The organism is Ruegeria sp. AM4, assembly GCF_056540665.1.
In genome coordinates this window covers 88,579-106,255 of sequence record NZ_JBQFXD010000005.1, presented here as the reverse complement: position 1 = coordinate 106,255, position 17,677 = coordinate 88,579, and the positions used below count along the sequence as shown (strand labels likewise).

The 17,677-nt window shown below is 60.4% G+C and carries 18 protein-coding genes; 5 read left to right on the top strand and 13 right to left on the bottom strand.

What is annotated here, in order from left to right:
• Positions 1-180: 180 nt before the first annotated feature.
• Positions 181-879, top strand: a complete 699-nt coding sequence (locus tag ACR0JA_RS11775; protein WP_480574542.1) for a glutathione S-transferase family protein — start codon at positions 181-183, stop codon at positions 877-879.
• 38 nt (positions 880-917) lie between these two features.
• On the opposite strand, the gene ACR0JA_RS11770 is transcribed toward ACR0JA_RS11775, so the two are convergent.
• The 9 genes from ACR0JA_RS11770 to ACR0JA_RS11730 all read right to left on the bottom strand — a co-directional run bounded on the left by ACR0JA_RS11770 (position 918) and on the right by ACR0JA_RS11730 (position 10,070).
• A complete protein-coding gene (locus ACR0JA_RS11770) occupies positions 918-1,364 on the bottom strand; it encodes a YtoQ family protein (RefSeq protein ID WP_480574538.1) in 447 nt (148 codons plus the stop codon).
• Positions 1,365-1,446: 82 nt separating this feature from the next.
• On the bottom strand, positions 1,447-3,843 hold the full coding sequence (gene pheT, locus ACR0JA_RS11765) for a phenylalanine--tRNA ligase subunit beta (RefSeq protein ID WP_480574535.1): 2,397 nt from the start codon (positions 3,841-3,843) through the stop codon (positions 1,447-1,449).
• Positions 3,844-3,921: 78 nt separating this feature from the next.
• Positions 3,922-4,716: a CE1 family esterase gene (locus tag ACR0JA_RS11760; RefSeq protein ID WP_480574532.1), complete on the bottom strand. Its 795-nt coding sequence runs from the start codon at positions 4,714-4,716 to the stop codon at positions 3,922-3,924.
• A 213-nt stretch (positions 4,717-4,929) separates the two neighbouring features.
• Positions 4,930-5,397 carry a hypothetical protein gene (locus ACR0JA_RS11755; protein WP_480574529.1) on the bottom strand — a complete coding sequence of 156 codons (468 nt, stop codon included), beginning with the start codon at positions 5,395-5,397 and terminating at the stop codon, positions 4,930-4,932.
• On the bottom strand, positions 5,394-6,467 hold the full coding sequence (gene pheS / locus ACR0JA_RS11750; protein WP_480574526.1) for a phenylalanine--tRNA ligase subunit alpha: 1,074 nt from the start codon (positions 6,465-6,467) through the stop codon (positions 5,394-5,396). Before pheS ends, ACR0JA_RS11755 begins: the two co-directional genes overlap by 4 nt.
• Before the next feature lie 70 nt (positions 6,468-6,537).
• Positions 6,538-7,908, bottom strand: a complete 1,371-nt coding sequence (locus ACR0JA_RS11745) for a glutamate--cysteine ligase (RefSeq protein WP_480574523.1) — start codon at positions 7,906-7,908, stop codon at positions 6,538-6,540.
• Between the two features lie 67 nt (positions 7,909-7,975).
• Entirely contained in the window at positions 7,976-8,503 is a 528-nt protein-coding gene (locus tag ACR0JA_RS11740) for a hypothetical protein (RefSeq protein ID WP_480574520.1), read from the bottom strand.
• Complete coding sequence (locus tag ACR0JA_RS11735) at positions 8,500-9,348, bottom strand: GNAT family N-acetyltransferase (protein ID WP_480574517.1); 849 nt, start codon at positions 9,346-9,348, stop codon at positions 8,500-8,502. The genes ACR0JA_RS11740 and ACR0JA_RS11735 overlap by 4 nt, the downstream gene beginning before the upstream one ends.
• On the bottom strand, positions 9,345-10,070 hold the full coding sequence (locus ACR0JA_RS11730) for a 16S rRNA (uracil(1498)-N(3))-methyltransferase (RefSeq protein WP_480574514.1): 726 nt from the start codon (positions 10,068-10,070) through the stop codon (positions 9,345-9,347). Before ACR0JA_RS11730 ends, ACR0JA_RS11735 begins: the two co-directional genes overlap by 4 nt.
• A 12-nt stretch (positions 10,071-10,082) precedes the next feature.
• On the opposite strand from ACR0JA_RS11730, the gene ubiA reads away from it, so the two are divergent.
• The 3 genes from ubiA (at position 10,083) to ACR0JA_RS11715 (ending at position 13,354) form a co-directional block, all read left to right on the top strand.
• A complete protein-coding gene (gene ubiA / locus ACR0JA_RS11725) occupies positions 10,083-11,045 on the top strand; it encodes a 4-hydroxybenzoate octaprenyltransferase (protein WP_480574511.1) in 963 nt (320 codons plus the stop codon).
• Positions 11,046-11,112: 67 nt separating this feature from the next.
• Positions 11,113-13,032 (top strand): OmpA family protein, encoded by a 1,920-nt coding sequence (locus tag ACR0JA_RS11720; protein ID WP_480574507.1) that lies wholly within the window; start codon positions 11,113-11,115, stop codon positions 13,030-13,032.
• 1 nt (position 13,033) lies between these two features.
• Positions 13,034-13,354, top strand: coding sequence for a hypothetical protein (locus ACR0JA_RS11715; RefSeq protein ID WP_480574504.1), 321 nt, complete (start codon positions 13,034-13,036; stop codon positions 13,352-13,354).
• Positions 13,355-13,359: 5 nt separating this feature from the next.
• Here ACR0JA_RS11715 and ACR0JA_RS11710 read toward each other — a convergent pair whose 3' ends face one another.
• The 3 genes from ACR0JA_RS11710 to pgsA are packed head-to-tail and all read right to left on the bottom strand — an operon-like array spanning position 13,360 to position 14,726.
• Positions 13,360-13,803: a molybdenum cofactor biosynthesis protein MoaE gene (locus tag ACR0JA_RS11710; RefSeq protein ID WP_480574501.1), complete on the bottom strand. Its 444-nt coding sequence runs from the start codon at positions 13,801-13,803 to the stop codon at positions 13,360-13,362.
• A 4-nt stretch (positions 13,804-13,807) separates the two neighbouring features.
• Positions 13,808-14,053 carry a molybdopterin converting factor subunit 1 gene (moaD, locus tag ACR0JA_RS11705; protein ID WP_039522855.1) on the bottom strand — a complete coding sequence of 82 codons (246 nt, stop codon included), beginning with the start codon at positions 14,051-14,053 and terminating at the stop codon, positions 13,808-13,810.
• Positions 14,054-14,057: 4 nt separating this feature from the next.
• The gene (gene pgsA, locus ACR0JA_RS11700; RefSeq protein ID WP_480574498.1) at positions 14,058-14,726 is read right to left on the bottom strand and encodes a CDP-diacylglycerol--glycerol-3-phosphate 3-phosphatidyltransferase; all 669 of its coding nucleotides are present in this window, start codon (positions 14,724-14,726) and stop codon (positions 14,058-14,060) included.
• Between the two features lie 174 nt (positions 14,727-14,900).
• Between pgsA and ACR0JA_RS11695 the strand changes: the two genes are divergently transcribed.
• Complete coding sequence (locus tag ACR0JA_RS11695; protein WP_480574495.1) at positions 14,901-15,785, top strand: DMT family transporter; 885 nt, start codon at positions 14,901-14,903, stop codon at positions 15,783-15,785.
• Here ACR0JA_RS11695 and uvrC read toward each other — a convergent pair.
• Positions 15,782-17,656, bottom strand: a complete 1,875-nt coding sequence (uvrC, locus tag ACR0JA_RS11690) for an excinuclease ABC subunit UvrC (protein WP_480574492.1) — start codon at positions 17,654-17,656, stop codon at positions 15,782-15,784. The two genes, ACR0JA_RS11695 and uvrC, sit on opposite strands and share 4 nt — an antisense overlap.
• Positions 17,657-17,677 lie beyond the last annotated feature (21 nt).

Below are 17,677 nucleotides of genomic sequence, written 5' to 3'. Positions count from 1 at the left end.
GGTGTCGGGCGAAAGTCTGGGCCAAATCGCCTTTCGGGTCTAGGGGGCGTATGTGACGGATTTTCCCCCATCTGTTCCTGAGCAAACAGCGGATGACCGGTGACGCACAGACCGGGACCTGACAAGGCAGTCGGAAATTGCCAGACTACACTGGACCCGCCCGCATGACAGGAGCTTCAGATGCTGGACACGACCCACTTTCCGATTATGGCCAAATGGCCCCCGCGACACCCCGACCGGCTTCAGCTGTATTCCTTTCCGACCCCTAATGGCGTCAAGATATCGATCATGCTGGAAGAAACCGGCCTTCCCTATGAGGCGCACCGGGTCACGCTGGCCGATGTCGATGTCAAAAGCCCCGAGTTTCTGTCGCTCAACCCCAACAACAAGATCCCCGCAATCATCGACCCGAACGGGCCGGACGGGCAACCCTTGGCGCTATTCGAAAGTGGCGCGATCCTGCTGTATCTGGCTGAAAAAACCGGCAAGCTGATCGGCCAGTCAGACGCCGACAAGCACCGCGTGACCCAATGGCTGATGTTCCAGATGGGTGGCCTGGGACCAATGCTGGGACAGCTTGGCTACTTTCACAAATTTGCTGGCAGCGAGATCGAGGACCCGCGACCACGTGAGCGCTATGTCACCGAGGCCAAACGGCTGCTGAACGTCCTCAACCAACAGCTTGAAGGCCAGGATTGGATCGCCGGAGAATACTCCGTCGCCGATATCGCCATCGCCCCCTGGCTGCGCGGACTGGATTTCTATGGCGCGCATGAGGTCGTCGGGTGGCATGACCACGCGAACCTTGTGGCCTATCTCGACCGCTTTCTGGAACGGCCTGCGGTCCAAAAGGGTCTGGTCACGCCGCCAAGAGAGTGAAGCTCCGTTTGACCTCGGCCCCGGAACTGGGGCAGAGGTCAGCCGGGTAGTCGCCCCGTTAGCACATAGCGCAGGATCTCGACGACCTGCGCAGGCTCTTCTGCGACGGCCAGTGCCGCGGCGTCCACCTCTTTCAACGCATGTTGATGATCGGGACCGTGCAGGACGATGATCGATTTGCCCAGCGCCGCCGCATAGCCAGCGTCAAAGGCTGCATTCCACTGCTTGTACTTGTCACCAAAGCGCACGACGACCACATCCGCGTCCGAAATACCCTTGCGCGTCCGGATTGCGTTGACCATGGCACCCTTGTGGTCATGCCAGTACTTATTCGATTCAGCGCCCAGAATGGCGACTCCGCAGTCATCGCTGGCGTCATGATCGGTGACCGGGCTGCTGAAAGACACATCCAGACCCTCAGCGCCATCAATGATCTGCTCACGCCAATCCGTATGGATTTCTCCGGACAGGTAAACCTTCAGCATTTCTTTCTCCTCCGCAGACAAAGAAAGGGCGCAACCGCCCCTTCATCTTTTCAAAAATACTCCCGCCGGAGGCGATCCGACCTCAGCCGCGCAGAGTGCCGCCGGTCGCCTTGGCGACCTTCTCGACAATCTTTGCGCTGACGGCCTCGATGTCCTTCTCCTTCAGCGTGGCCTCGGACGGCTGCATGCGCACAGTGATGGCAAGGGATTTTTTGCCGTCGCCGAGACTGCCGCCGATAAACTCGTCGAACACGCGCACCTCTTCGATCAGCGCCTTGTCCGCGCCCGCCGCTGCGTTGACCAGCGTCAGAGCCTCGACATCCGCGTCGACGACAAAGGCAAAATCGCGCTCGACCGCCTGCAAATCGCGCAATTCCAACGCCGAGCGTGTCGCACCCGACTTGCGTGGCAACGGAACCTGATCCGGCCAGATGGTAAAGGCCACGGCGGCGCCCTTGATGTCCATCGCCTGCAACACACGCGGGTGCAATTCGCCAAACACGCCCAGCACTTTTTTCGGACCCAGACAGATCTTGCCATGACGGCCCGGATGCCACCAGGCATCACCACCGCGCAGAATTTGAACCTTAGCAGGTGCGCCGATGGCCGCCAGCACAGCCTCGGCATCCGCCTTGGCGTCGAACACATCGACCGCACGCGCGGCACCATGTACGTCTTTGGGGCCACTGGCCCCAACCAGCAATCCCGCAATCTGCGTCTGCTGCTCACCCGGCTCGCCATCGTGGAACACTGGCCCAACCTCGAACAACGCGAGGTCCACATATCCGCGTGCCTGATTGCGGGCAGCGGCTTGCAGCAGGCCCGGCAACAGGTCCGGTCGCATATGGCTCATCTCGGAAGAGATTGGGTTTTCCAGCTGCGTGACCTCATCACCACCGCCAAACAGCGCCGCCGATGCTTGATCGATAAAGGTGTAGGACACACATTCATTGTATCCCAACGCCGCACAGGTCCGCCGAGCCATCGACTGGCGGCGCTGCGCAGGTGTCATGACCGGCTTGGGAATGCCCTCAGTCACGCGCGGCAGCGGTTTGCCCTGCAATTTGGTCAGCGAGGCAATCCGGGCAACCTCTTCTACCAGATCAGCTTCGCCCATGACATCAGGGCGCCAGCTTGGCACATAGGCCATCTCACCATCCAGACGGAACCCAAGACGGGTCAGCGTCTGGCGCTGCTCGCTTTCGGGAATATCCATCCCGACCAGCGATTGCACCCGCGCCGCATCCAGCCGGTAAGCACGCGAGTGATCCGGGGCCTTGCCTGCCTCAACAACATTCGATGCCTCGCCACCGCAAATGTCGAGGATCATCTGTGTCGCCTGTTCCAGCCCTTCCCGTGTATATTCCGGATCGACGCCACGTTCGAACCGATACCGCGCGTCCGAGTTGATCTTGAGCGCCCGCCCCGTCAGGGCGATCTGCACATGATCCCAGAACGCACTTTCCAGAAACACGTTCACGGTGTCCTCGGTACAACCGGTTTCTTCACCGCCCATGATCCCGGCAATGGATTCCGCGCCTTTGTCGTCGGAAATCACCATCATGCTAGGCTGAAGGGTGTATTCCTTCTCGTCCAACGCCACCAGTTTCTCACCGCCCTTGGCACGGTGCACCCGCAGGTTGCCGCGCACCTTATCGGCGTCGAACACGTGCAGCGGGCGGTTCTGGTCGAAGGTCATGTAGTTGGTGATATCAACCAGCGCCGAAATCGGGCGCAGACCGATTGCCTTCAGTTGATCCTGCAACCATTGCGGGCTGGGACCGTTCTTGACGCCCTTGATCAGACGCCCGGTGAAATGCGGTGCGCCGTCCAGAGTATCTTCGTCAATCGTCACCTTGATCGGGCTCTCGAAATCCCCCGGAACCGGCACATAGTCGCGCTCTTTCAGCTTGCCCAACCCACGGGCTGCCAAATCACGCGCGATCCCGGCCACGCCCAGCGCATCCGGACGGTTCGGGGTGATCGCGATCTCGATCATCGGGTCGACCTTGGACGGCTCGTTCTCGGCCAGCCAGTCGACGAACCGGTCCCCGACCTGCCCCGAGGGCAATTCGATGATGCCGTCATGCTCATCCGACAGCTCCAACTCGCGCTCGGACGCCATCATGCCAAAGCTTTCAACACCCCGGATTTTGCCGACGCTAATGGTCAGGTTGAGACCGGGAATGTACATGCCCGGTTTGCAAACGACGACGGTGATCCCCTCGCGCGCGTTTGGTGCGCCACAGATGATTTGCAGATCACCCTCGTCGGTTTCAACCGTACAAACGCGCAGCTTGTCGGCATCGGGGTGCTTCTCGGCATGTTTCACATGGCCCAGCGTAAAGCCCGACAGCCGGTCGGCCGGGTTGACGATCTCTTCGACCTCAAGCCCAAGATCGGTCAGCGCCTCAGCGATCTCATCAACCGAAGCATCCGTGTCGAGGTGGTCTTTCAGCCAGGACAGAGTGAATTTCATTGCTACGAGCCTTTTTGGGCAAACATCCGTTCGGCACAGGCAATGGCAAAGATTGCGCCAAGGTGCAAGCGCTGCGCGTCAGGGATAGGTGGGGGTGCGGCCCAAAAGCTCGTCCAACTGCCGCCCGATCCAGCCATGGGGGATGAAATGCCCACCGGGATGGATGTCCAACACCACTTGTCCTGTCGTGCAATCGGTCCATTCCACGCGGGTGAGCGTCAGGAACGGCTCGACGCTCCAGTCGCCGCGCGGGGTGGCACCGTTGCAGTCATATTTGGCCCGCCACAAGGCCACCGGATAGGTCGTGTCGCCACCGGGACCAAAGGGGAAATCCATCACCTTGTCGTCGGTCCCGTGCACATGGCGCGCCTCGCGCGGAGCCTGCGGGCAATCCTCGGTCTGGCGAATGCTACCCGCCACCGCTAAAAGCGCGGCAATATCATTGCCCGACTGACAGACATAGCGCCACGCCATCGCGCCACCAAAGGAATAGCCCGAGACGTAAATGCGCTCGCGGTCAATTGGATAGCGTCTGGCGACATCCTCCAGAACCCGGTCCGCAAAGGGCACGTCACGGGTATCCGCCGACCAGAAGTCCCAGCTTTTTCCCAACCCGTTCGGAGCCACCAGCAAAACGCCGCGCAGCTTGGTCGCGCCCGCGATCCGTTGATGATTGACCACAACATCCCCCTGCCGTGCCCAACCGTGAAAGTGCAGCAGCACAGGCAGCGGCGTTTCGCCGTCCCACCCGTCCGGTTCCAGCACATGGTATGAGCGCTCGCCGAGGTTACAGGCGGTCTCGCCATGGCAAGTATCCACGGCGAGGGCTTGTGTTGCGACCAGCAGGAAAAGGCAAATCAGTCGATAGATCATGCGCCCGACCCTAACGGGACTTTCCGCACTGTCACATAACATATCGGTGTAGGCCGGACGTAGGCCGGGCTTCAGCCCGGCACCCACCCGGTATCCAACCAAAACACCAAGCCGCGCCATCGCCAGACCGCGGGATGGCGACCCTCGGCTTGTATTGGGCAATTTATGCTGGCCAATTCCGTGTGTGATTCAAACGTTGCGCTGGTGGAGAATTCAATCAGTCGTGCGATTGGCTAATTCAGTGCTACCGTCTGGTCTAAATTGGCGAGCGCTTCGCTTGGGTGCAAAGACAGACCAAGTCATCACGTCTACCCTCATTGCCCAGACCATTCGATTGTACGCCGTCAGCACTTTCAAATAGGTCGGGTGGCCCGGTGTCTGAACTTCGGATAACTCTAGCTGAGAATCTGCAAATACTTGGAAGTACTCTCCCGCAAACTTTAACGCGTCGTGAGAGGCATATAGCGTCAGAATTCCCGTTTCGCGTTGCATCTCCACCGGCAAATCGGCGTCCAATAAATGCGCTTCATTTGGGCTTGGACAGGATTTCAGGAAATCTCGATAAGCCTCTCGCTTACGATCCAAGATTTTTTCGGATTGCGAGAATACTCTCCCGAACAAAAAACTGACCGCACTCAGAATAACACCACCTAGGCCAATGAGTGCAGTCTCCCAACTCACCGCGACAAACCACCATGCAGGTTCGGCATATCCAGCGCTGCAAACCCGTAGTGACGCAGCCAGCGCAGATCGGAATCAAAGAACGCCCGCAAATCCGGGATGCCATATTTCAGCATCGCCAGACGGTCGATACCAATCCCAAACGCAAAGCCCTGATAAACCTCGGAGTCGATTCCTCCGGCGGCGATCACCTTGGGGTGGACCATGCCCGAGCCCAGAATCTCCATCCAATCGTCGCCCTCACCGATCTTCAGCTGACCGTTATCCCAGGAACAGCGGATATCGACCTCGGCCGATGGTTCGGTGAAGGGGAAGTGCGAGGCGCGGAAGCGCAACTCAACATCGTCGACCTCGAAGAACGCCTTCACGAACTCTTCCAGAACCCATTTCAGGTTCGCCATCGAAATGTCCTTGTCGATGGCCAGCCCCTCAACCTGATGGAACATCGGTGTGTGGGTCTGGTCATAGTCGGCGCGGTACACGCCGCCCGGACAGATCACTCGGATCGGTGCGCCCTGTTTCTCCATCGAGCGGATCTGCACCGGCGAGGTATGGGTGCGCAGCACATGCGGCGGGCGGTTATCGCCCTCGGCGCGGTGCATGTAGAACGTGTCCATCTCGGCCCGCGCGGGGTGATGGCCGGGGATGTTCAGGGCGTCGAAATTGTACCAATCGTCCTCAATGCGCGGCCCTTCGGCCACCGAAAAACCCAGTTCGGCAAAGATCGCCGTCAGCTCCTCGGTCGCCTGGCTGACCGGATGGATCGAGCCCTGACGGCGCGGGCGGGTCGGCAGGGTCACATCCAGCCACTCGGTGCGCAGACGCTCATCCAGTGCGGCATCGGCCAGGGCGGACTTTTTGGCGGACAGGGCCGAATTGATCTCATCCTTCAGGGCGTTCAGCGCGGGGCCTGCGACCTGACGTTCCTCGGGGGTCATCTTGCCCAGCTCGCGCATCTTCAGCGCGACCTCGCCTTTTTTGCCAACAGCCGCGACGCGGATCGCCTCAAGCGCGTTTTCGTCGCCCGCTTCGGAGATTTGGCCCAGATATTTTGCCTTAAGATCGTCCATGACGCCCTCTGAATTTGGTCGCCAACCTGCTATCGGCCCCGCCCTGCGAATGCAAGCGGGACCGGGTGGATCAATAGCTGTATTCGGGGAAAATCCGGGTCAGGTCGCCGTTCCAGTCGCCATTGTAGTGTTCCAGCAACTCATCTGCCGGGACCTTGCCGGATTCGATACTGTCTTTGAGCGCGTTCAGGAAATGCGTCTCATCCGGGACCAGACCACCGGCACCGGGACGGGCTCGGGATTTCAGACCGGCCTCAGAGATTGCAACAACCTCGCGCGCCAGATCATGCATGTTGATATTGCCCACCTGGGCCTGCAACCCTTCGGCGGCGGCACCAACGCGCAGAGCCTCGCGGGTTTCGGCGTCCCAGCCCTTGACCAGATCCCAGGCCGCGTCCAACGCGCCCTGATCATAGGTCAGACCCACCCAGAACGCAGGCAGAGCGCACAGACGCCGCCACGGTCCGCCATCGGCCCCGCGCATTTCCATGAATTTCTTGATCCGCGCTTCGGGGAAAGCAGTGGTCAGGTGGTCGGCCCAGTCAGACAGGGTAGGCGTTTCTCCAGGTAGGGCAGGCAGCTTGCCCTTCAGGAAGTCGCGGAAGGACATGCCAAGCGCGTTGATATACTGGCCGTCGCGATAAACAAAATACATCGGAACATCGAGCGCGTACTGAACGTAACGCTCGAACCCGAACCCTTCCTCGAACACGAAGGGGAGCATGCCGGTACGCGCATCGTCCAGATGTCGCCAGATATAGCTGCGCCAGCTTTTCTGGCCGTTCACCTTGCCCTCAAAGAAGGGCGAGTTCGCAAACAACGCCGTTGCCACCGGCTGCAAGGCCAGCGCCACGCGCAGTTTCTGCACCATGTCGGCCTCGGACCCAAAGTCGATATTGACCTGAACCGTGCAGGTGCGCCGCATCATGGCACGACCCATGGTGCCGACTTTTTCCATATAGTCGTTCATCAGCCGATAGCGGCCCTTGGGCATCAACGGCATTTCATCATGGGTCCAGATCGGGGCCGCGCCCAGACCGATGAAACCCACACCGATCTCGTCGGCGATGTCCTTGACCTCACGCAGATGGGTGTTCACCTCGTCGCAGGTCTCGTGGATGGTTTCCAGCGGTGCCCCCGACAGCTCGAGCGCGCCACCGGGTTCCAGACTGACATTGGCCCCGTCCTTTTCCAGACCGATCAGATGGCCGGCCTCGCGCACCTCGGTCCAGCCGTGGCGGTCGCGCAAACCTTCGAGAACCGCCACGATCGAGCGTTTGCCCTCAAAGGGCAGTGGTTTCAGCGTATCCTTGCAATAGCCGAACTTCTCATGCTCGGTGCCAATGCGCCAATCTTCCTTGGGCTTGCAGCCCGATTCCAGATATTCGGCAAGTTGCTCGTGGCGTTCGATCGGTCCGCCGCCGGACTGGGGGATGGACATGTGACCCGTGCTCCGATCCTGATGTGTCTATCTTGGCGGTCAGTCCTGAGCGGAAACCGCGCAAGTGTCAATGCAGCCTGAGATGTGCTGGCCGCGAAGGCGTGCGTTCCCAGATCACCACCGGATGCGCGGCAGAGCCTTTCAATTCCGACAACATCTGCTCGGTTTTCAGGCCGGGGAGGCTGGAGAATACGTCGAATAATGCCTCGGCCCCTTCTGCGTTCACCGGAATGTGAAGCAATGGCTGACCGGGCTGTTCCAACACCCAATGCGCGGGGCTTGAGGTCGGGTCGAGCGCCAGACGCTCAATCTCGCGCGCCGCGACGATACCGCCGTCCAGTGGGCCCAGATAGGTGATCTGACCTTCGTCAACGGTCACAACACCGGGGCCGCCCGCGCCGGTGCGGAACCGTGCCCGCTGAACGCCAACGACCGCCAGTGCAAACGCCACCGCCACCAGCACCAGACCCAACCAGCCCAGCAAACCGCCAGGGCCGCTGTACCAACTGAGGCCAACAAGCAGAATAACTGCGGCCACCAGAACCTCGCGCCAGCGCCACAGGGTCAGTTTGGCTTCGGGTCGGATAAAGCTCATGCCGGGTCCTTCGGGTTTCTGAACAGGATCAGCGAATACTGCCCTGCGGGTTCGAATCCTATTGCCATATAAGCACGCGCGGCGGAATCGGAAGCCGCAAACAGAACTGCGCGGCTTGCGCCAGCATCGCGCGCCTCGACCAGATGCAGTGCGACCGCAAGCCTTGCATAGCCGCGCCCCCGCAATTCCGGAGGTGTATAGACGCCGCCAATCTGGACGGTTTCGGGCAGACGGGCGTTGAATCCGGTCATTGCCACCGGCTGACCATCTATCAGCAGGGCACGATGCGAATTCCGTTCGATGTAAGCGGCGATGTCAATGGCAGCCTGATGCGTGGCGCGCTGCACGTCGAAATCCATCGCCTCGATCAGATAGCTTTGTCGCCAACCCTGCGTCACCTCCAGATCAACGTCGCCCATTGGCACCAATTTGGCCCCTTTGGTATTCGGAACCGAAAGCGCGCTCAAATTCAGGTGAAATCCCGGCTCGTCACTGTTCAGGGTCGCTGGTCGCTCTTCCCACCCTGCAAGGCGCATGATGCGCCGGGCCTGACCGGCCTCGGCGGCGATGCCAAACAGACTGCGCCCCCGGATCAGGGCAATGGCCGCCTCCAATTCATCGTCCGAACAGTCGGGGCATTGCGGCAGAACCATCCCCTCGTTGGTGATTGCAAAGATCGCGCGGGGACCATCGCCCAGCAGCCAGACATTTACCGAACGCGGGTCTGCGCCACGCAGCCCAAAGTCGCGCAGGTTGGCAAGAGGAAACATCGACGTCTGGATGTGGCGAGACAGGAACGCGTCAATCGCAGGCAGGTCGGCCTCTTGCGCCAGCCGCCATGTCACGACCAGTCTCCCAATGCCTGTTGCCACATCGTCAGCGCCGCCACTGCCGCCGTATCCGCGCGCAGGATGCGTGGGCCTAGGCTGACCACATGGGCATAGGGCAAGCTGGTCAAGCGCGCACGTTCACGGTCGGAAAAACCGCCCTCGGGTCCGATCAGAATCGCCCAGGGCTGACCTTGTTCATTGGCAGCCAATCGCAGGGCCGAGCCGACCTCGGCCTCGTTGCAGAACATCAACTGACGCTTTTCGGGCCAGGTGTCGAGGACCCGGTCCAGGCGTTGAAGATCAGCAACTTCGGGAACAAAAGTGCCGCCACATTGTTCAGCGGCCTCGACGGCATGCGCCTGCAAGCGGTTCTGACGGATGCGTTCGGAATTGGTGAACTCGGTCTGCACAGGCAGGATACGCGCCGCGCCCATTTCCGCCGCCTTTTCAACGATGAAATCCGTGCGCGCCTTTTTGATCGGCGCGAACAGGAACCACAGATCGGGCGGCAGTTGCAGCGGCTTTGTCTGCTCGATGCAGGTCAGAACTCCACCGCGTTTGCCTGCCTCGGCGACCTCGGCCAGCCATTCGCCTTCCTTGCCATTGAACAGCGCCACCTGCCCGCCAACAGCCAGACGCATGACACCGAACAGGTAATGGGCCTGTTCGCGCGTCAATTCTACCGATTGCCCCGGACCCAGAGCGTGCTCTACATACAGTCTGATCTTTGCACTCATGAGACCTTACATATGCAAGGCAATGCCCCAACACCAGACGGTCAGGTTGCTGACGCCGTATCCGGCAACTGGGTCGATACGTATGCGCCCGCATTTGCCCGCCCCTACTTGCGCCTGAGCCGCGCTGACCGACCGATCGGAACATGGCTGCTGCTGATCCCCTGCTGGTGGGGGCTGGCATTGGCAATTCTCAGCGATGGCAATCCGCGGTGGGAGGATTTGTGGATCGCCATCGGCTGTGCCATCGGGGCCTTCCTGATGCGCGGGGCGGGATGTACCTGGAACGACATTACCGACCGCGACATTGACGGGCAGGTTGAACGGACACGCTCGCGCCCGATCCCTTCGGGTCAGGTCAGTGTACGGCAGGCAGTTATCTGGATGGGGTTGCAGTCTCTGCTGGCACTGGTGATTCTGCTGACCTTCAACCGCGCCGCCATCGCCATGGGGGTGCTGGCGCTGTTACCGGTCACGATCTATCCCTTTGCCAAGCGGTTCACGTGGTGGCCGCAAGCCTTCTTGGGATTGGCCTTCAATTGGGGCGCCTTGCTGGCTTGGACAGCGCACAGCGGGACCCTCGGCTGGCCAGCCATTACACTATACCTGTCCGGGATGGCATGGACTCTGTTTTACGACACGATTTACGCCCATCAGGATGCCGAAGATGACGAACTGATCGGGGTCAAATCCACCGCCCGTCTGTTCGGTTCGGATACGGCGACATGGCTCAAGTACTTTCTGGTGCTGACAGTCGGGCTGATGGGGTTGGCCATTATCGACGCCGCCTTGCCACAGGCTTCGATTCTTGCGCTTGCCGTGGCTCTGGCCGGGCCCTGGGCGATGGGGTGGCATATGGCATGGCAATTGCGCGGGCTGGATACCGAAGACAATGCCAAGCTGCTGCAATTGTTCCGTTCGAACCGCGACACCGGCCTTATTCCGCTTATCTTCCTCTGCGTCGCACTTTTGCTCTGATTGCACCTCGCGCCCGGGCTCGGTATGAGTCCGGGACCAGACGACCCGAGGAGTCTCGATCCACCCAATGCGCCTGCCCTATGCAATCGCCGTCGCCCTGATATTTGCCGTGTCCGCAGTGCTTTGCCTTGTCGGCGCAGGGCTGGCTGTTACCCGGATCGAGGACGCTTCGGAACTGGCCGTGCGCCGCGCGCTGGACCTTCAGGGGCATGACTGGGCCGAGGTCGAATCGGATGGCCTGCGTGTTGTTCTAACCGGAACCGCCCCAAGCGAGGCGATACGGTTCAATGCCCTGACCGCAGCGGGAACCGAAGTGGACACCTCGCGCGTGATTGACGAAATGCAAGTGGCGCCAACCGCCAATCTTGCCCCGCCCAAATTCTCGGCTGAAATTCTGCGCAATGACAGCGGCATTTCTCTCATCGGCCTGATCCCGTCCAGCGAAGACCGCGCCGCCTTGATGGCGCGTCTCGAACGCCTGGAATCGGGCGGATCGGTTTCGGACCTGCTAGAGACAGCAAACCATCCCGCTCCGCAGGGTTGGGATGTTGCGCTGGACTACGCGATCAAAGCGCTGTCCGATCTGCCGCGCGCCAAGATATCCGCAAGCCCCGGTTTGGTTCGGATCACGGCAATCGCCGACAGCCAGCAGGAAAAGGAACGGCTGGAACAGAACCTGACCCGCGCTGCGCCGCCCAGCCTGCGCATCGGCCTGTCGATCTCGGCCCCACGTCCGGTGATCACGCCGTTCACGTTGCGGTACCTGATCAACGAAGAAGGCGGACAGTTCGACGCCTGTTCGGCTCAGGACGAAGACGCCCGAGACCAGATTATCGAAGCGGCGCAAAAGGCCAGTCTGTCCGGTCCCTATTCCTGCACCATCGGTCTTGGGGTTCCGTCGCCGAGATGGGCCAATGCCGCTCAACTGAGTATCCGGGCACTTTCCGAGCTTGGGCAGGGATCGGTGACCCTGTCTGATGCGGACATCACGCTGGTTGCAGCGCAAGGGGTCAGTCCGGCCCTTTTTGACCGCGTCGTCGGTGAACTGGAAACGGCCCTGCCCGAAGTATTTGTACTGCACGCGGTACTGCCCGAACCCGAAATAGAAGACCAAAGCGGCCCGGTTGAGTTTACCGCGACCCGTAGCCCGGAAGGTCTGGTTCAACTGCGCGGTCGCCTTGGCGACGAAACGCTTCGGGACATGGTCGACAGTTTCGCCCAGGCCGCTTTTGGTTCTGAACAGGTCTATATGGCCACGCGTGTTGTCACCGACCTGCCCGCTGATTGGTCCGTACGCGTTCTGGCCGGGCTGGATGCGCTGTCGCAACTGCATAATGGAGCCCTGACAGTCACCCCCGATCTGGTTGAGCTTGCCGGTATCAGCCATGACCCGGACGCAAAGGCACGCATAGCGGGTCAACTGTCTGAGCAATTGGGCGACGCGCAGGATTTCAACCTGGCGATCACCTATGTGACCCCTCCGGAACCCCAAGATGCGCCACCTGATCCTGAACAATGCGAAGCCCAGATCGCCGAGATCCAGACCGGCAGTAAAATCGCGTTCGAGCCGGGCTCAGCCACGATTGCCGCTGACTCTCGCGAGACTGTGAACCGAATTGCCGATATCCTGCGCGAATGCGGCCCGATCCGGCTGGAGATTCAAGGCCACACCGACAGCCAAGGCCGCGAAGAGATGAACCAGCAGCTTAGCCAGGCCCGGGCGCAGTCCATCCTGAATGAATTGCGCGGGCGACGGATACCGACCTCTAGCTATTCCGCCGTGGGCTATGGGGAAACGCAGCCTATCGCCGACAACGATTCCGAGGAAGGCCGCGAGGAAAACCGGCGGATCGAGTTTGTACTGATCCGCCCTGAACCGACCGAACAAACGGAAACCGGGCTTGAAGCGCTGGAATCTGGATCAGAAGAAACAGAAGCCGAAACATCGGACGCGGACGCAGCCGAAACGGATGCAGGGGAACAGTAAGTTGAACAGAATCGAGTTTGTCATCGCCACCGCCGTCATCCTGTTCGCAGCCTTCTGCATGGGCTGGTTCGCCAACTGGCTTGCCCACCGCCTGTCGCGCGTCCGCCAAAGCGACGTGGCCGATCTGGACCGCATGAGCCAGGAATTGCACGAGGCCGAGGAAACCCGCGATCAGGCGATCACCTATCTGCAACAGCGTGAGGCTGAACTGACCAACCAACTGACGCAAACCGAAGCTGAACTGTCTGCGGCAATGGACGGGCTGCGCGCCGCCCGGCAAGAGGCTGAAGAACTGCGCGGGCGCATCAACAACGCGGACTGACCCAGCTACCAGCGGGTCAGCGCGTCTTCGTCTTCGTCCTTGGCGTCCACCCATTCTGCGCCGGATCTGGTAATTTCCTTCTTCCAGAACGGTGCCCGGGATTTCAGATAATCCATCAGATACTCGGCCGCCTCAAACGCGTCCTTACGGTGCCGAGCAGCTGTGGCGACCATCATGATCCGGTCACCGGGTGCCAACCGACCATGTCGGTGGATCACCAGCACATCGCCCAGCGACCACCGCGCTTGCGCCTCTTGCGCGATCTTGGTCAGGGCGCGTTCGGTCATGCCGGGATAATGCTCGATCTCCATCACATCCAGATCGCCGCTGGCCAGATCGCGCACCACACCGGTAAAGGTCACAATTGCCCCGTTTGCGGCGCTGCCTTCGGCAAAGGCGTTGGATTCGGCCCCCAAATCGAACGGGTGTTCCTGAACCGCGATACGCATAGGTTCAGCCGCCCGTCATCGGCGGAAAGAATGCGACCTCGCGCACACCGGATAGCGGCGCATCGAAATCGGACAATTCCTGATCCAGTGCCACCCGCAGGGCCGAGATATCCGCGAACGCTGCGGCATAGCGGTCTTCGCGGGCGCTGAGTTCAGCCACAAGGTCGGACACGGTGGCCGCGCTGGTCTCGACCCGTTCCTTGGGGATGCCGATACGCTCTCGCACCCAGGCAAAATACAGCACATCCATCCGTTCAGCTCTCCTTCAGATGAGGCATGGCTTTACGTAGGTAGTCATAGCCCGTGATCAATGTCAGCGTTGCCGCGATCCACAGCAACCACAACCCGATCCGCCCCGACCAGAACATCCCTTCCAGATGCCTGCGCAACCCGTTCACATCCTCAATTTCACCATTCAGCACCTGATCCAACGTCGCAGCGTCCATCCCGAATGAACCCATGACAAAATGGTGCTCGAATATCCCCTGTGAAAACAGAACGGCAATCGCAACCATCTGCGCGGTGGTTTTCCATTTCGCCAGCTTCGTCACTTTCAGCGTTCCGGCCACGTCCCCCAGATATTCGCGCAGGCCCGAGACGAACACCTCGCGAAACAGGATCACGGTTGCGGGCAGCACCAGCCAGGGCGTCCAGTGTTCGGCGGAATATCCCACAAGGATCATCAGCGCGATGACCACCATCGCCTTGTCGGCGATCGGATCAAGCATCGCCCCGATCTTGGTTTCCTGCTTCCAGGCGCGCGCCAGATACCCGTCGAACCAGTCGGTGATCGCCGCCGACAGGAACAGGATCAAGGCGAACCAGTCTGCATAGGGTCGGGTGAAATACAGAAACATGATGGCCAGACCGGGGGCGGCCAAAAGGCGCAGGACGGTCAGGATATTCGGCAAGTTCCACTTCATGCAACGGACCCTACAGTGCTGGTCACGGACATAAAAGACAGGGCGATAAAAATCTGCTCCGTTGCCAAACGCTTGGCCAAAACGCCACAGTTCGTCGCATCAACCGGTTATCGCTTGGCTCGGCGCTGGTTTCCCGCCAGATTGCGCCGGTAACTGGCCAAGAGCGCTCTCCTTATGACAACGCATATTCAAACCGACCCCCGGTCGAACCTGATCGGCAGCGGCTGGATGATCGCCGCGATGGCGTGTTTTGCCGCTGAAGATGCGTTGCTGAAGGGTGCATCGGCGCATTTGCCGATCTGGCAGATCCTGGTTCTGTTTGGGCTGGGCGGGACGCTGATCTTCGGGTTTGTGGCCCGTGTTCGTGGCACGCCGCTGCTGCACCCGGATGTTTTATCACGACCGATGTTGATACGCGTCGTCTTCGAGATTCTGGGTCGGCTGCTCTATGTGCTGGCCATCGCGCTGACGCCTTTGTCCTCGGCCACAGTGATATTGCAGGCCACCCCGCTAGTTGTCGTCGCCGGGGCAGCGTTGTTTTTTGGCGAAACCGTCGGGTGGCGACGCTGGAGCGCGATCCTGATCGGTATGATCGGTGTGGTGATCGTAATCCAACCCACCGGTCAGAGCTTTTCTGCACTATCGCTGCTTGCGGTCCTTGGAATGTTCGGCTTTGCCGGGCGCGATCTGGCAAGCCGCGCCGCCCCAGCCACCTTGGGCACCGAGGTTCTGGGGTTCTACGGGTTTCTTTGCATCATTGTAGCGGGCCTTGCCTATTGGCCGATCGAGGGTACACCGGCACAACCGGCATCGTTTGGTACAAGCCTGTATCTGACCGGCGCAGTGGCCCTGGGTGTGGTTGCCTACAGCGCTCTGATGAAGGCGATGCGGACGGGCGAGGTTTCAGCGGTCACGCCGTTTCGCTATTCGCGCCTGCTGTTCGGGATCGGGCTGGGTGTCGCTCTGTTCGGAGAGCAGCTGACCCGGACCATGTGGGTCGGCAGCGCACTGATCGTGGCATCGGGCCTCTATATTCTGTGGCGCGGTCGGCGGGCCTAGCCCTTGTCGTGAAAGAAGTCATAGACCTTTTGCGCCAGCCCCGCTGATATCCCCTCAACCGCCTTCAGATCGGCCAGATTGGCCCGGCTGACCGCTTTTGCACTGCCAAAATGTGCCAGCAAAGCCCGTTTGCGCGCAGCACCTACGCCGGGGATTTCGTCCAGCGGGGTCGCGCCCACCGCTTTGGCCCGTTTGGCCCGATGGGTGCCAATGGCAAAGCGATGCGCCTCGTCCCGCAAGCGCTGTATGAAGTACAGAACCGGGTCATTGCGTTTCAGGGCAAAGGGGCGCTGGCCGGTGCGGTGAAACTCTTCCTTGCCGTGATCGCGGTCGACACCTTTGGCTACGCCGACCATCGGGATGTCTTCGACACCATGCTCAACCATGATCTCGTGTACCGCGCTCACCTGACCGGCGCCGCCGTCAATCAGCAGCAGGTCGGGCCACATCCCCTTGTCGCGGTCAGGATCTTCCTTTTGCAAGCGGGTAAAGCGACGGGTCAGGACCTCTTTCATCATGCCGAAATCGTCGCCGGGCGTCAGGTCGTCACCGCGGATGTTGAACTTGCGATATGCGTTTTTCATGAACCCTTCGGGCCCGGCCACAATCATCCCGCCCACCGCGTTGGTGCCCTGAATATGGCTGTTATCATAGACCTCGATCCGGGACGGCGGACCATCCAGATCAAAGGCCTCGGCCACGCCGCGCAGCAGCTTGGCCTGAGTCGCGCTTTCTGACATACGCCGGGCCAGAGACTCGCGCGCGTTGCGCAGCGCACCCGCCACCAATTCCTGTTTCTCGCCCCGCTGCGGCACCAGAATCTCGACCTTCCGACCAGCCTTTTCCGACAGCGCCTGCTGCATCAGATCAGCGTTTTCGATCCCGTTCGACAAGATCAGCTGCCGGGGCGGTTCCTTGTTGTCGTAGAACTGGCCCAGGAACGCCTCCATCACCTCGGCCGCCGACACGTCCGGGCCAACCCGAGGGTAAAAGTCCTTGTTGCCCCAGTTCTGATTTGCGCGGATGAAAAACACCTGAACGCAGGCCTGACCGCTGTCCATATAAAGGCCAATCACATCCGCCTCGGCCACACCGCGCGGGTTGATACCCTGAGAGGTCTGCACCTGCGTCAGCGCCCGGATACGGTCGCGCAGGCCGGCCGCGCGTTCGAACTCCATCGCCTCAGAGGCGGCCATCATCTGCTCGGCCAGTTCCTCTTGCACCTTTGTGGACCGCCCTGACAGAAACCGCTCGGCATCCCGTACGCTTTCGCGGTAATCGCCTTCGGAAATCAGATCAACGCATGGCCCCGAGCAGCGCTTGATCTGATAGAGCAAACAGGGACGCGTGCGGCTTTCAAACATCGAATCCGAGCAATTGCGAAGCAGGAAAGCCTTTTGCAGCTGGTTCAGCGTCCGGTTCACCGCACCGGCGCTGGCAAAGGGCCCGAAATAAGCCCCCTTTTCCTTTTTGGCCCCGCGATGTTTCTTGATCTGCGGAAAGGCGTGATCCTTGGCCACCAGAATGTTGGGAAAGCTTTTGTCGTCCCGCAGCAGAACGTTGTATTTGGGTTTTAGCTGCTTGATCAGGTTCTGTTCCAGCAACAGCGCCTCGGTTTCCGTGCGGGTTGTCAGAAACATCATCGACGAAGTCGCGGCGATCATCTGTTCGATCCGACCCGAGTGACCCGGCCGTGCATAGTTCGACACCCGCGCGCGAAGATTGCGGGCCTTGCCCACGTAGAGAACCCGGCTGTCCCCATCCAGCATCCGATAGACCCCAGGCGAGCTGTCCAGCGTCTTCACATAGCGCTGGATACAGGCATAGCCGGTCTGCTGAGTGTCCGAATCTGAATCGCCCTGTGCTGTCATAACCTTGAAATATGATTCTCT